16 protein-coding genes are annotated in these 13284 nt (G+C 56.2%); 15 read left to right on the top strand and 1 reads right to left on the bottom strand.

Features of this window, described 5'->3' with window-relative positions; translation table 11 throughout:
- Positions 1-42: 42 nt before the first annotated feature.
- The gene (locus tag BUC22_RS02620) at positions 43-1767 is read right to left on the bottom strand and encodes an amidohydrolase (RefSeq protein ID WP_013379733.1); all 1725 of its coding nucleotides are present in this window, start codon (positions 1765-1767) and stop codon (positions 43-45) included.
- Positions 1768-2040: 273 nt separating this feature from the next.
- Between BUC22_RS02620 and BUC22_RS02615 the strand changes: the two genes are divergently transcribed.
- The 15 genes from BUC22_RS02615 to BUC22_RS22570 all read left to right on the top strand — a co-directional run bounded on the left by BUC22_RS02615 (position 2041) and on the right by BUC22_RS22570 (position 13241).
- A complete protein-coding gene (locus tag BUC22_RS02615) occupies positions 2041-3264 on the top strand; it encodes a molybdopterin molybdotransferase MoeA (protein ID WP_013379735.1) in 1224 nt (407 codons plus the stop codon).
- Positions 3265-3282: 18 nt separating this feature from the next.
- Complete coding sequence (locus tag BUC22_RS02610) at positions 3283-5217, top strand: molybdopterin biosynthesis protein (RefSeq protein ID WP_013379736.1); 1935 nt, start codon at positions 3283-3285, stop codon at positions 5215-5217.
- A complete protein-coding gene (gene moaA, locus BUC22_RS02605) occupies positions 5214-6170 on the top strand; it encodes a GTP 3',8-cyclase MoaA (protein WP_073382306.1) in 957 nt (318 codons plus the stop codon). The genes BUC22_RS02610 and moaA overlap by 4 nt, the downstream gene beginning before the upstream one ends.
- Before the next feature lie 7 nt (positions 6171-6177).
- On the top strand, positions 6178-6669 hold the full coding sequence (gene moaC / locus BUC22_RS02600; protein ID WP_200805530.1) for a cyclic pyranopterin monophosphate synthase MoaC: 492 nt from the start codon (positions 6178-6180) through the stop codon (positions 6667-6669).
- The gene (locus BUC22_RS02595) at positions 6666-7106 is read left to right on the top strand and encodes an MOSC domain-containing protein (protein WP_013379739.1); all 441 of its coding nucleotides are present in this window, start codon (positions 6666-6668) and stop codon (positions 7104-7106) included. Before moaC ends, BUC22_RS02595 begins: the two co-directional genes overlap by 4 nt.
- 93 nt (positions 7107-7199) lie before the next feature.
- Positions 7200-8567 (top strand): sensor histidine kinase, encoded by a 1368-nt coding sequence (locus BUC22_RS02590; protein WP_073382301.1) that lies wholly within the window; start codon positions 7200-7202, stop codon positions 8565-8567.
- Positions 8560-9249, top strand: a complete 690-nt coding sequence (locus tag BUC22_RS02585) for a response regulator transcription factor (RefSeq protein ID WP_013379741.1) — start codon at positions 8560-8562, stop codon at positions 9247-9249. The genes BUC22_RS02590 and BUC22_RS02585 overlap by 8 nt, the downstream gene beginning before the upstream one ends.
- 159 nt (positions 9250-9408) lie before the next feature.
- A complete protein-coding gene (locus BUC22_RS02580) occupies positions 9409-9879 on the top strand; it encodes a hypothetical protein (RefSeq protein ID WP_013379742.1) in 471 nt (156 codons plus the stop codon).
- A gap of 26 nt (positions 9880-9905) precedes the next feature.
- Positions 9906-10424, top strand: a complete 519-nt coding sequence (locus tag BUC22_RS02575) for a hypothetical protein (RefSeq protein ID WP_073382299.1) — start codon at positions 9906-9908, stop codon at positions 10422-10424.
- Positions 10424-10699 (top strand): hypothetical protein, encoded by a 276-nt coding sequence (locus tag BUC22_RS02570; protein WP_013379744.1) that lies wholly within the window; start codon positions 10424-10426, stop codon positions 10697-10699. Before BUC22_RS02575 ends, BUC22_RS02570 begins: the two co-directional genes overlap by 1 nt.
- Positions 10700-10745: 46 nt before the next feature.
- On the top strand, positions 10746-11306 hold the full coding sequence (locus tag BUC22_RS02565) for a hypothetical protein (protein ID WP_073382296.1): 561 nt from the start codon (positions 10746-10748) through the stop codon (positions 11304-11306).
- 12 nt (positions 11307-11318) lie between these two features.
- On the top strand, positions 11319-11966 hold the full coding sequence (locus tag BUC22_RS02560) for a hypothetical protein (protein WP_013379746.1): 648 nt from the start codon (positions 11319-11321) through the stop codon (positions 11964-11966).
- Positions 11967-12005: 39 nt separating this feature from the next.
- On the top strand, positions 12006-12503 hold the full coding sequence (locus tag BUC22_RS02555; protein ID WP_013379747.1) for a chlorophyll a-b binding domain-containing protein: 498 nt from the start codon (positions 12006-12008) through the stop codon (positions 12501-12503).
- 154 nt (positions 12504-12657) lie between these two features.
- Complete coding sequence (locus tag BUC22_RS02550; RefSeq protein WP_013379748.1) at positions 12658-12927, top strand: type II toxin-antitoxin system RelB/DinJ family antitoxin; 270 nt, start codon at positions 12658-12660, stop codon at positions 12925-12927.
- The gene (locus BUC22_RS22570; protein ID WP_073382294.1) at positions 12924-13241 is read left to right on the top strand and encodes a type II toxin-antitoxin system RelE/ParE family toxin; all 318 of its coding nucleotides are present in this window, start codon (positions 12924-12926) and stop codon (positions 13239-13241) included. Before BUC22_RS02550 ends, BUC22_RS22570 begins: the two co-directional genes overlap by 4 nt.
- The last annotated feature ends 43 nt before the right edge of the window (positions 13242-13284 follow it).

Raw genomic sequence — 13284 nt, 5'->3', positions numbered from 1 at the left:
AAACAGGCGCATCTGAGCGCTGTTTCTCACACTTTTTTTAGATTATTTTGCGGTGCCCTGCTGGTCCTGGGCGTTGTAAACCTCATTGCCCTTAAAGTAGGTCTGGAGCACGGTGGTATCTTTGATCTCATCGGTCGGGACGGTTAAAAGGTCGCGGTCCAGAACGATGAAATCCGCGCTTTTGCCAGCGGTGATACTGCCGATTTCATCTCCGGCGTTGACCTGTCTGGCCCCGTTGATGGTGTAAGCCTTGATGGCGGTGGCGATGTCGATACCCTCGCTCTTTGGCGGGTCATAATCGTCGGATTCGCCGCGCTTAACAGCATGGTACATTTCCGTAAAGGGGTTGATGCCAGCCAGCCCGTTGCTCACCGGGGCGTCGCTGCCAAAGGTCAGCAGCGTGCCGTTCTGGGAAACGGTGTTCAGCGGCATCTGGCGGCCGTAGCGGTCATCGCCCAGGGCGGACTTGGTAAATTCATCGCCCAGGGCCCATACCGGGGTGGTCTGGTAGAAGACGTCAGTCTGCTCTGCAAAGCGCTGGATACCGTCCTCGGGCAGAATCTGGACATGGGCCATGGTCTTGGTGCCCTCGATGTCCCCCAGATCCCGGTAGAGGTCAAGAGTTTCGGAGATGGCCTTGTCGCCGATGGCGTGGGTGTGGAGGTTGAAGCCCTTATCGGCCGCGGCCCTGGCGATCGCCATCATGTGGTCGTTATCCAGGATCTCGACGCCCTCGCCGGAGTGGTCGCTGAAGTTTTCAAACATGAGGGAGGAATAGTCCTCCAGTGTGCCGTCCTTAAAAAGCTTCAGGGTGGTTGGGCGCACAGTGTCCGAGGTGTACTTGTCGCGAACGGAGGTCATTTTGGACACGAATTCATCGACAGGGACAGGGTCTCTGTAGACAAAGGAGGTGAAAACGCGGATGTTGGCGCCCGCCTTGCTGAGAGCGTCGATGGATTCTTCTTCGTCAGCGACGAGCAGGCCCGCGTCATAGTAAGAGGTGTAGCCATAGGGGCTCAGAACTGTCTGGGTAAAGACCGGAAAACGGGTTTCGATGGCCTTGCCCGAGGTTAAGCCAAGGTTTTGCAGCATGATGGCCATGGTGGAGGCTTCCTTGAATTCTCCGGTGGGATTGCCGTTTTCATCCCGCACAAAATAGCTGATCCCCGGCGACGGGTCGGGGGTCGCGGCAGTGACACCGGCCATTTCCAGAGCCTTTGTATTGGCCCAGCCGCCGTGGCCGCCGCTGTTGGTGAGTACTACAGGCCTGTCGGAGACGACTTTATCCAGCTCGGTGGCCAGGGGCTTCGCGTCAGTGCCGTAGCCCATCCCTGAGATCACAGGCGCGACCTCGGCAGGGTACTGCTCGGCGTAGTCTTTCACAGCCTCCAGGATCTGGTCGTGGGTCATGGACAGGTCAATCTGGAGGGGCAGCACGTCACTGGTCCAGGTGTTGATGGCCAGATAATGGGCGTGGCTGTCGATGAGGCCGGGCAGGATCAAACTGCCACCCATGTCGTGGGACGTGGCGCCCGAGCCGGCGAATTTAAGGGCGTCATCGCTGCTGCCCACAAAGCTGATCTTCCCGTCCTTTACCACCAGCGCGCTGGCTTCGGGCTGATCATCGTCCGATGTGAAGATCTTGGCGTTGTAATACACCTCGCCGCCCTGGTTCACCGCTGTGTTTGAGCACCCCGCCGCGAAGATGGCGGCAGAGACCAGCAGGCCGACAGTGGCGGCCCGGATTTTCTTAGATAACTGAGTCATTTGTTAGTCCTCCCAAATAATTTGAATACAGTTTGTCCATATGCCTTTAGTCTGCAATAAAATATACACCTTACGGCATAATGAGAAACAGGAAGGACGTTTTAATTAAGGATAAATCAAGACTTAAAAAGGCCGGAATTTCCTCTTTGAAAGAGAAAAAGCCGCCGTCTGTCAATGGATAAAATCCTGATAAGTTTTTGTCAGCCTTGTCATTTTATGTAAATTCAGCTACAATAGAAGATATGAATTATAGAAAGTGCAGATGATATAAAAATGGAGCTATTTGAAGTAAAAACAACCGATGAAATGAAAGCGCTGATGGAGAAATATTTCTCAGACTATGCGCTCGGTACCGAAAGGGTACCCCTTGGGCGCGCCCTTGGCCGGATTCTGGCCGAGCCTGTTGTCTCGGGTGTAAACGTCCCGCACTTCGACCGGTCGGTGGTGGACGGCTACGCGGTAAAGCTGCGGGATGTCCAGGGCGCGAGCGAATCCATTCCGGCCTTTTTAAAGCTGACCGGAGCAGCGGAAATGGGCAGGGAGACCAAGCTTTCCCTGCACGCTGGTGAGACCGTCTATGTGCCCACGGGCGGCATGGTGCCTGAGGGTACGGAGGCCATGGTGATGATCGAGTTCACCGAAAAGTTCGGGGACGATGAGCTGGCCATCTACAAAGGGGCAGGCTCTCTGGAAAACATGATGCTGACCGGTGACGACATCCGCGCCGGCGAGCCGGTCTTTGAGGCCGGGCACACCATAAGGCCCCAGGATGTGGGCGTGCTGTCCTCGGTGGGCGTGGTGGACGCGCTGGTTTACAAAAAGCCGGGGATTACCATTATCTCCACCGGCGATGAGATCGTGCGGCCCGGACAGACGCCGGGGATGGGCGAGATCGTGGACATCAACACCCCGGCCATTGCGGCGCTGACGGAAAAGCTGGGCGCTGAGGTTATCGAGACCGCCTACGCGGCCGACGACCCGAAGGCCATTGAAGCGGCCATCAGCCGGGGACTGGAAACCAGCGACGCGGTAGTGCTCTCCGGCGGCAGCTCGGTGGGTGAACGGGACTATACCCTGACCGTGCTGAATGATCTGGGCGAGGTGTTCCTCCACGGCCTGTCCATTAAGCCGGGCAAGCCCACCATCATGGGAAAAGCCCTTGGAAAGCCGGTGATCGGCCTGCCCGGTCAGCCCGCCTCTGCCATCATGGTCTACATGGTGGTCATGAAAAAGCTGATGAATATTTTCCACCGGACCGATTTGTATAAGAATCAGTACATTGTGGGAACCCTGACTGAAAATGTCCACGCGGCGCCGGGGCGCAGGACCTTCCAGACCGTGGCGGTTGAGGCAGGCGGGGACGGCGTGCTTGTGAGGCCGACCTATGGCAAGTCGGGCATGATCACCCTGCTGGCCTACTCGGACGGATATATTGAGATGACTGAAAACGAGGAGGGTAAAAATCCCGGCGACCCCGTTAAGGTCATGCTGTTTTAAGGAAAGAAGGAGAGAGTAATGGCAAAAATAGTGGATATCAGCGAGCGCAACCTGTACCTCAAAAATGAGGATCTGGACGACGCTGTCTCTAAATATTTAAAAATGACCGAGGCGGGCAGAACCCGCGCGGCAGAAGAAACGGTGCCGGTAACCGGCTGTCTGGGCATAGTAACCGCAGAACCGGTCTTTGCGAAAATATCCTCGCCCTATTACAACGCCTCGGCCATGGATGGTATCTGTGTCAAGGCGCTGGAGATCGTGGGCGTGGATGAGCGCAGCCCCAGGGTGCTGACCCTCCACGAGGATTTTGAGTTTGTGGACACCGGCGATGTGATTGAGGAACCCTACAACGCAGTGGTGATGATCGAGGACGTGGTGACAGTGGACGATGCCCATGTGCGCATCGCGAAGCCTGTAGCGCTGTGGCAGCATGTGCGGCCCATCGGGGAGGACATTGTGGCCGGAGAGCTCATTGTGCCAGCCTTTCATAAGCTGCGGGCCATGGACATCGGCGCCCTGCTGGCCGGGGGAATCCTGGAGGTGGCGGTGCTGAAAAAGCCCCGGGCGGGCATTATCCCCACGGGCACCGAGATCGTCGAGGCCGGATCGCCCATGGAAAAGGGGAAGATCATTGACTCCAACACCCGTATGTTTGAGGCCCTGATTAAGGAATACGGCGGCGAGCCTGCCCGCTACGCGCCAGTGCCCGATGATTATGCGGTCATCAAGGCCGCCATCCAGAAGGCAGTGGCTGAAAATGACATGGTGCTCATCTCAGCCGGCTCCTCAGCCGGCACTGAGGATTACACCAGGGCTCTGGTGGAGGAGCTGGGCGAGGTCGCCATACACGGTGTGGCCATCAAGCCGGGCAAGCCCGCCATTCTGGGCTTCATCGAGGGCAAGCCTGTCATCGGCATTCCAGGCTACCCGGTATCGGCTTACTTTGTGTTTGAAAACTTTGTGAAGCCTGTGATTTTGGGCATGACCCACCAGCTTAATGTGAGCCGCCCGGTCATTAAGGCCACCCTGTCCAAGCGGCTCATGTCCACCCTCAAATACCTGGAATTTGTCCGCATGAAGTGCGGCAAGGTGGGTGGCCGTTTTGTGGCTACGCCCCTTGACCGCGGCGCTGGCGTGACCATGTCCCTGGTCAACGCCGACGGTATCCTGCGGGTGCCTAAAAATATCGAGGGCTATGAGGCCGGCCAGGAGGTCGACATCGAGCTGCTGCGCCCGGTGGAGGAGATCGAAAATACACTGGTCACCATCGGCAGCCACGATGTCATGATTGACATCATGGCCAATATCCTCCATAAAAACAAAAAGCTGGTGAACCTGTCCTCCGCCCATGTGGGGAGCCTGGGCGGCATCATGGCCTTTAAAAAGGGCGAGTGCCACCTGACCCCCACCCATCTGCTGGATGAGGAAACCGGCGTCTACAATATCCCCGTTATAAGAAAATATCTGGGCGGGGGGAAGGCCGCCCTTATCAAGGGTGTGAAGCGGGTTCAGGGCTTTATGATCCCAAAGGGAAACCCCAAAAATATTAAAAGCATTGAGGATCTGACGAGAGACGGCGTGACCTTTGTCAACCGCCAGCGCGGGGCCGGCACCCGGGTGCTGTTCGACTATCTCCTAAAGAAAAAGGGTATCGACCCCTCCCAGATCGTGGGTTACGACCGGGAGCTCAACACCCACATGATGGTGGCTTCTGCGGTGCAGTCCGGCTCCTGCGACGTGGGCATGGGCGTGCTGTCCGCCGCCAATATGATGGGGCTGGACTTTATCCCGGTTGGCGATGAGGAGTACGACTTTATCGTGGCTCAGGAAAACCTGGAGGATGAAAAGGTTCAGGCCTTTTTAGAAGCCCTGCGGGGCAGCGAGCTGAGGGAGGCCCTCACAGAGCTGGGAGGCTATGGGTTTGATGCGCCCGGAAAAGTGGTGCTGATTTGAGAGACCACTTTGGAAGAAAAGTCAATTATCTGAGGATCTCCATCACCGACCTGTGTAACCTGCGCTGTGTGTACTGCATGCCCGAGGAGGGCGTGCCCAAGCGCCGGCATGCCACCAACCTTTCCTTTGAGGAGATCGAGGCACTGGTGCGTGCGGGGGCGGACATGGGCATTGACAAGATCCGCCTGACCGGGGGAGAGCCCCTGGTGCGTGCCGGGGTGCTGGATTTGGTGAAAAAGCTCGGGGCCATCCCCGGCATCCGGGATTTTGCCATGACCACCAACGGCATTCTGCTGCCTGAAATGGCTGCGGATCTCAAGGCCGCGGGGCTCAGGCGGGTCAACATCAGCCTGGACACCTTTGATCCGGAAAAGTACGCCCGCATCACCCGGTGCGGAAGGCTTGAGGACGCTCTGGCAGGCATCGACGCAGCCGTGGCAGCCGGGCTCACGCCGCTGAAGATCAACACGGTTTTGATAAAAGGCTTTAACGACGATGAGATCGAGGCCTTTGTCCACTACACCAAAACCCGCCCGGTGGAGGTGCGTTTCATCGAGCTCATGCCCCTGGGCGATGGGGCCGAGTACGCTTTCGGCCAGTACATGCCCGGCGAGGCAGTGCTTGCGCGGGTGCCGGAGCTGGTGCCCGCGGCGTCCCCGCCCGGCGCGCCGGCCAGGCTCTGCACCCTGCCCGGTGCCCTGGGGAAGGTGGGGCTCATCAACCCCATCAGCCACCGGTTCTGCTCGGACTGCAATCGCATCCGGCTCACGGCTGACGGCAAGCTCAAGCCCTGCCTCCACTCCGATGAGGAGCTGGACGTGAAGGCGCTGCGCAGGGCAGGCAGGAGCTACAGAGAAATTCTTGAAATGGCAGTTTCGGCCAAGCCGGAACGCCACCATATCGACGAGCATGAAACCATTAAAAAACGCAATATGAACGAAATAGGAGGATAATATGGCCATCTCAGATGAATTTACCCATTTTAACGAAGAAGGCCGGGGCCGCATGGTGGACGTCACCCACAAAAAGGACACTGCGCGCATGGCCCTGGCCCGGGGTGCCATTTACATGAAGCCCCAAACCCTTGAGAAGATCCTGAGCAACCAGATGAAAAAGGGGGATGTGCTGTCCGTGGCCCAGATCGGGGGCATTATGGGGTGCAAGCGCACCTCAGAGCTGATCCCCATGTGCCATAACATCCTCATCACCGGCAGTGACCTGCGTTTTGAGCCCGATGTGGAAAACTGCTGTATCCACATCGAGGCCGAGCTCAGGACCACAGGCAAAACCGGTATTGAGATCGAAGCGCTTACGGCCGTTTCGGTGGCGGCGCTGACCATCTACGATATGTGCAAGGCTGTGGACCGCGAAATGGTCATCGGTGACATCAGGCTCATTAAGAAAACCGGAGGCCACTCCGGCACCTTTGAGCGGAAGGAGGAAAAGAAATGAAAGGAAAGGTCATTGCCATTAACCGGAGCGAAAAAAAGGGCGTGATGAAAACCCCCATCGGTGAAGGCGTGTTTATTGAAAAGTTTGGACTGGAGGGCGACGCCCACGGCGGCGACTGGCACCGCCAGGTCAGCCTGCTGGGGCAGGAGAGCATTGACAAAATGGTGGCCCTGGGCGCCGGCGAGCTTGAGCCCGGCAATTTCGCTGAAAACATCACCACGGAGGGCATCACCGTTTATGAGCTGCCTGTGGGCACCCGCCTGAAAATCGGCGAGACCCTGCAGGAGGTCACCCAGATTGGCAAGCAGTGCCACAAGGGCTGCGAGATCGCTAAAAAAGTAGGCGACTGTGTCATGCCCAGAGAGGGGATTTTTACCATTATCCTGAAAGGCGGCGTGGTAAAGCCCGGAGACACCATCGAGGTGCTGGAGGATTAGATCAGCCAGAGATCGGCGCAAAATTGCGCCGATCTTTTTTTGCTTTTAAAGCTTGCTCAGATCGAGTATAATAAAAGTAAGGAGGAGAGCGCTATGTGGATGGAATTGCTGGCAAGTTTTATCACCTTTCTGGGGCCGCTGTTTATGCGGTATTACCCTTTCCGTAAAAAACTGAGGATACCAGTCTGGGCATTGGGGCTGACGGTTGCGGCTGTCTGGGCCGGAGTGGTGGCAGGTCTTCTGGTTTTTGGCTATTCAGAAGAACACTCCGCGGACATTTACCGCAATATCACCTTTGTCCTTTTCTTTATTATGTCCTGCTTTGTGATAAAGGACCGGTTTGTACGGCACTTTTTTGTCTATCTGATCTCCTACACGCTCATGGCAGTGAATATCGGCATCGCCCAGTTTGCCATGGTGCGCCTTGGCGGCGGGTTTCTGACCATGATTCTTTTTACCCTGCTGTTTGACCTGCTGACTTACCCGGTGATTTTTTACTTTTTCCGCAGGATGCTGGAGCCAGTCATGGATCTGGACAACACGAGAATCTGGAACATCATATGGGTGCCGCCTCTGCTGTCTGCCATCCTTGTATCCGTCGCTACACCGGGGATGCTGGGCGCAGATCAGATCAGCTATGTGGCGATCCGTTCGCTGCTGGGGCTGGTCAGTGTGATCACCTGTGCGATTCTGGTCATCTGTCTGGGGCATGTCCGCGAGCAGGCCAGGAAGGAGAGCGCCCTGGCACGGGTACAGGAGGTAGCCGATATGAAGGAGAAATTTCTCCACAGCCTGTCCCATGAGCTGCAGCTGCCCATTACCGTTGTCTCTGGATTTGCCCAGCTCACTGGAGCCATGATGGGGGACGCGGCGATTGACCGGGACGCTGTCCGGGAGAACATGCGCAGGGTGGACAGTGAGGCCGGACGCATGGAGCGGCTGGTAACTCAGCTTCTGGACGCTGCCGCCATCGAGAACGGCAGCTTTGCCCTGATGCGCCAGCCCATGGATCTGCCGAGCCTGCTGGAAACCGCCGCCAAAACATATTTTCCGTTGATCGACACCGGACGGCACAACACCATTGAAGTAAAGGCAGCTGCTGGTCTGCCGCCTGTGTACGGCGACCGGGAACGCCTGCTGCAGGTCGTGCTCAATCTTATTTCCAACAGTGTAAAGCACACCGAAGAGGGGCAGATTACGCTTGAGGCAGAGCTCGAGGACACAATGTTGGCCGTAGCCGTTGCGGATAATGGCGAGGGGATTCCGCCGGAGCTGATGCCCAGGCTGTTCACACGGCACAGCGTAAGGCGCACCCCGGACTGCAGCGGCCTGGGGATGTATATTGCAAAGCAGATCATAAATGCCCACGGAGGAAAAATCAGCGTTGAAAGTGAGCCGGGCAATGGAACCATCGTCCGTTTTACCATACCGGCAGCGAAAGGGGGAGGGCAGGATGAATGAAAAGAAAACGCCTGTGATACTGATGGTCGAGGATAATGAACACGTGCGGGCACTCAACTGCTCGGTGCTGGAGCGCGCTGGTTACAGGGTGCTGACCGCAAAGAGCCTTGCGGAAACACGCCGGATTCTGGCAGGCAAGCCCGGCATCAGCCTGGTGGTGCTGGATATCCTGCTGCCAGACGGCAACGGGCTCGCGTTTATCAGTGAGCTGCGCCAGTCCACCCAAGCGCCTGTGCTTTTGCTGAGCAGTCGGAGGGATTATGAGGATATTGTGAACGGTCTGACGGGCGGGGCGGACGACTACATGACAAAGCCCTACCGCATCGAGGAGCTGCTGGCCCGGATCGTGGGCCTGCTCCGACGGAGGGAGGCGATGTGTCCGCCAGCCGAGGTGGCGCGGGGACCTCTTGTGATGGATACCGTCGCCCAGAGAGGTTTTCTGTTTGACCGGGATATGCTGCTGCAGCCAAGGGAGTATGCCATTCTTTTGTTCCTGATCCAAAATGAGGGCAGAGGCATATCCGCCGAGCAGCTCTACGAAGCTGTCTGGAAACTCCCGGCCGCCGGCAATGCGGGGGCAGTCAGGACAGCGGTTTCCCGTCTGCGCAGAAAGCTGGCGGGCAGTGGCTATACCATTACCTCTGGCCGGGGATCGGGCTATTGCTTTGAGAAAGAATCATAAAAAACAATCCCATAGGTTACAAATTCGTAACCTTTCTACTTTTTGGAAGAGGATCGTTGTATAATAGAGGCAGGGGCAGGCAGCCCCGAAAAAACAGGAAGCTGACAATTGCGCGGCTTCCTGTTTTATTTATAAGGTATTGCGACAGGAGGAGGCATTATGGAACATTCCAAAATTAAAAACATCATCATCGGTATCCTGGCGGTGCTGCTGCTGGCGGCTGTTGGCTTTATCGCCTGGTATTCTACCCGGCCAGCGGCGCCGGAGCTGGAGCGGAGCGTGGTTTCCCTGGCGCCCACGCCCACAGGCCAGCAGGCGCCGGACGGAATCCAGATTCCCGGCTATCCACAGCTCGCTGCCGACAGTGCCACAGGCGTTGTGAGTGTGATGTTTCAGAATCCAGAGGGGAACCCCTGCTATTTTCAGATCGACCTGGTGCTTCAGGATACCGGCGAGACCATCTACAAATCCGGTTTGCTTGAGCCCGGCACAGGGATCGAGAACCCAAAGCTTGGCACCATACCAGACCCCGGCGTCTACAGCGCCGTGATTGTCTACAACACCCGGAGCCTGACGGATAACAGCCCCATGAACGGCGCGTCGATCCAGACCGAGCTGACTGTTCAGTAAAACGATGATAGAAAAGGAGTGGCTTGATGAAATTTAAGCGATTAACAGCTGCTGCAGCCACAGCGGTTCTGCTGCTGTCCATGGGAGGGAATGCCCTCGCGGCTGGAGAACAGGGAGGCGAAACCCCCATGTCCATCCGTTTTCTGGTAAAACCGGATTATGTGGTGGTCATGCCCAAAAGTGTGAGCCTGAGCTATGACCGGAGTACCGACTATTCGCTGGGCGCCGTATACGCCCCGCAGGTAACCATGCCCGAGGGGAAGGCGCTGCGGGTGAGCATTCCCGACCGCGCCCTGAGGCTGTCCCTCAGTCCTGGCCAGCCTGGCCGGGGAGAGCTGGCCTATTCGGCTTATATGACACCCTGGCAGCAAAAGGACGGGCCAAAAACCAGCGAGGCCCTGCTCCGCCAGGGCGACCGGTACAATCTGTACGCAAGCTTTGGTTTTGACGAGGCCCGGCAGGCAAGCGCTGGAAAATACAGCCCTAAAAACCCGGCCAAGGGTGATACCCTGTATCTGAAATTTGAAGTTGTGGAGGTGCCGTGATGAGGCGTTTCATAATAACCCTGTCCCTTGCGCTGCTGACCCTGCTCTGGTGCGCCCCGGCGCTGGCGCAGGAGGGACAGACCTATGGCAGCGACCTGACCGTCAGCGTTTCCCAGGAGCTCATCGACGCGGACCGGGAGATGCCGGCTGAGGATAATCCGCGAACCGGCGGTGTTCTCAACGCCCGGGAGGCCGGTTTCCTGGCGGCTGGCACAGCGGCCATCGGCGTATTGGGCGCTGCGGCCCTTTACAGAAAAAGAAGCCGAAAAGAGTAACGCATCCGTTCAGGGTGATAAAAACAAAGCACAAAAGGAGTAAATCATGAAAAAGAAAATAAGCGCGCTTGTTCTGGCGCTCGGTTTCCTGCTGCTGGCTCAGCCGGCTTTGGCCCAGGGAGAGCCTCTTCCCGAGACAACCGTTCAGTCAGATGAAAAGGGTGAGGCCAGCGGAGGGAGCGAGATCAAGGTTACCTTTAAGCTTCCGGCTTATACGCTGGTTATCCCGAAAAGCTTAACTTTTGGCGATGCCTTCTGGGCAAAGCAGCAGCGCTACACAAAGGATTTTGAAGTCTCTATCCGCGGCATGGAGGAGGAAGCCCAGAGGCTGGGCTACTCGGTGGCTGTTAAGACAAGCGGCAGCGGATCGGGCGGCGCCTATACGCTGGAAAAGGGAACCGGCGGCCCCACAATCGCCTACACCGTTAAAAACGGGGACGCAGACATCCCCGCCAACCGCGAGTTTGCTGCCTTTAAGGCAAATAATACACCCCAGACAGGCACCGTCACGCTGAACGCGCCGGAAGACAGCGCCAATGCCGGGCAATATCAGGGAAACCTGGTATTTTCGGCGGCACTGGTTCCCCCGGATAAGACAACCCCATAAGGAGGCAATTTTATGAAAAAGAAAAAATACTGCATTCTGTCCCTGCTGCTGGCCCTGTGCCTGCTGTTTTCCGCCCAGCCGGTTTTTGCCGGGGGCGGGGATCTTCCATTGGTAACCCCCACGCCGATTCCCCCGCCGAAGGAGTACCCCTCCAATACCGACGGCAGTGCCGAAGGGGATGCGCAGGTCAGCGTTACCCTTAACGCGTCGCCAAGCTATTCACTGGTCATACCTCCTTACATCAAGGCCGGCAATAATGGGATGATCTACCAGTACGATGAGGACGGAAGGACGATCCCCTTTGAGATAAGCATTAAAAACTGCAAGACTTTTGAATCCGGTTTATACCGCATAGCCGTAACCGTTACCGGAAGCGGCGGCCCAGACGATGATGAATTTTGGCTTGAAGGTGACGGAGGCGGGCAAACGTACGAGCTTGCCTATAATCTGTATAAAGAAGAACCCGCCGGTAACTTTACAGAAGTAAAGCCGCATGAGGAGTTTGCCAGCTTTTTATATCCCTTCAATGAAGAAGAATCAAAAGCTGCGGGAAAGGTAGTTCTGGCAAATCCGGAAAAGCTGCCGGTAAAAGGATCCATGACTTTAGTCGGAAATCTTAAATTTATCGCAAGGGTCGTCAATAAAGGCGGCATCAGCTAAGCATAAAGCCGCGGCATGTGCCGCGTGGGAGAAAACATTATGAAAAAGAGATTAACACTGTTCCTGCTGGTCCTGTTCCTGCTGAGTGTACAGCCGGCTCTCGCGGCTGAACAGGAAATCACACCCGGCCCTGGCGCCGGCGGGGCCGAGGGAACGGTAGAGGTTGATATGAACATCGATGAGGGATTTGTGGTCGTGATCCCCGGTGCCCTCACCATCACACCTGGAGTGGGAGGCCGCGAATACGCTGTGGGCGAGGTGCGTCTGACCGAGATGCACCTGTACGGAAGCCGCAGCCTGCGCCTTGCCCTGCCCGGCGGCATCCGTCTTGACAGCGCTGTGAGCCCCGGCAACTGGGTAGAGGCTTCGCCCTTTATTGGACAGCCCGGCGGCGCAAGGGAAAACGAAACGCCGCTCTATCTGGATACCCCAGTTCCGGTCAGCGTCTCTTTTGCCCGCCACGCCTTTGCAAACGCAGTAGCCGGCAGCTATCAGGGCATTATCCGCTACGATGTCCGGATCGTGCAGGAACAGTAGGCAGGAGGCGATTTGATTTTGCCTCAAACCTTCAGCTCTGTCTGAAGTCTGAGATCGGCACAATTTTGTGCCGGTCTTTTTTTGCTTTTATCCTTGAAATGGTGTACAATAGAAGTGCAAATTATGTGCAATTGATAATGAGGAGGACAGAATAATGGATACCACCAATGTAACGGTCCGAATGGATAAAAAGCTGAAGGAGGAGGCAGACGCGCTTTTTTCTGAGCTGGGGCTTACCACCAATGCGGCGATTAACGCTCTGGTACGGCAGGCTGTACGTGACGGAAGTGTGACCTTCAAAATAAAAAAGACGCCGGATCACCTTGACAGCCTGATCGAGGAGGGCTATGAAGACTTCTTAAAAAGAAAAGGACGCCCGGCAAAAGAATTTTTTGCAGAGATGCAGGAGAAATATGGTGAATGAAAAGCTATGAGGTGATTGTTACTGGCGCGGCACAAAAGGATATTGAAAGGATATGGCGGTATATTACTACAGAACTTTTCGAACCAGGTGCTGCAAAAACTTTTAAAAAAAGATTAATGTCAGAAATTTTAAAGCTGGGGCAAATGCCTGCCCGGCACTCCATTTACAGGAAAGAGCCCTGGGCCGCCCGAGGCATAAGATTTTTTAAAACAGGTCATTTTCTCACGTTTTTTATCATTCTGGAATCAGAGCAGCAGGTTTACGTTTTGCGAACCGTATATGAAAAAAGAAACCTGGAAGATATATGGAATTGAGCTCAGACGGACACGGCACCATTTTGTGCCGTGCTTTTTTATA

This window comes from Eubacterium callanderi, assembly GCF_900142645.1.
GTDB classification, from domain to species: domain Bacteria; phylum Bacillota; class Clostridia; order Eubacteriales; family Eubacteriaceae; genus Eubacterium; species Eubacterium callanderi.
The sequence above is the reverse complement of the archived record's forward strand: the minus strand, read 5'-3'. Positions and strand labels throughout refer to the sequence as shown.

Bases quoted from the DNA above. Each gene is read 5' to 3' on its own strand.
- BUC22_RS02615 (WP_013379735.1), top strand. From the start codon at position 2,041: ATGGAGCTATTTGAAGTAAAAACAACCGATGAAATGAAAGCGCTGATG.
- BUC22_RS02550 (WP_013379748.1), top strand. From the start codon at position 12,658: ATGGATACCACCAATGTAACGGTCCGAATGGATAAAAAGCTGAAGGAG.
- BUC22_RS22570 (WP_073382294.1), top strand. From the start codon at position 12,924: ATGAAAAGCTATGAGGTGATTGTTACTGGCGCGGCACAAAAGGATATT.
- BUC22_RS02585 (WP_013379741.1), top strand. From the start codon at position 8,560: ATGAATGAAAAGAAAACGCCTGTGATACTGATGGTCGAGGATAATGAA.
- BUC22_RS02565 (WP_073382296.1), top strand. From the start codon at position 10,746: ATGAAAAAGAAAATAAGCGCGCTTGTTCTGGCGCTCGGTTTCCTGCTG.
- BUC22_RS02560 (WP_013379746.1), top strand. From the start codon at position 11,319: ATGAAAAAGAAAAAATACTGCATTCTGTCCCTGCTGCTGGCCCTGTGC.
- BUC22_RS02610 (WP_013379736.1), top strand. From the start codon at position 3,283: ATGGCAAAAATAGTGGATATCAGCGAGCGCAACCTGTACCTCAAAAAT.
- BUC22_RS02570 (WP_013379744.1), top strand. From the start codon at position 10,424: ATGAGGCGTTTCATAATAACCCTGTCCCTTGCGCTGCTGACCCTGCTC.
- BUC22_RS02555 (WP_013379747.1), top strand. From the start codon at position 12,006: ATGAAAAAGAGATTAACACTGTTCCTGCTGGTCCTGTTCCTGCTGAGT.
- BUC22_RS02620 (WP_013379733.1), bottom strand. From the start codon at position 1,767: ATGACTCAGTTATCTAAGAAAATCCGGGCCGCCACTGTCGGCCTGCTG.
- BUC22_RS02575 (WP_073382299.1), top strand. From the start codon at position 9,906: ATGAAATTTAAGCGATTAACAGCTGCTGCAGCCACAGCGGTTCTGCTG.
- BUC22_RS02595 (WP_013379739.1), top strand. From the start codon at position 6,666: ATGAAAGGAAAGGTCATTGCCATTAACCGGAGCGAAAAAAAGGGCGTG.
- BUC22_RS02590 (WP_073382301.1), top strand. From the start codon at position 7,200: ATGTGGATGGAATTGCTGGCAAGTTTTATCACCTTTCTGGGGCCGCTG.
- BUC22_RS02580 (WP_013379742.1), top strand. From the start codon at position 9,409: ATGGAACATTCCAAAATTAAAAACATCATCATCGGTATCCTGGCGGTG.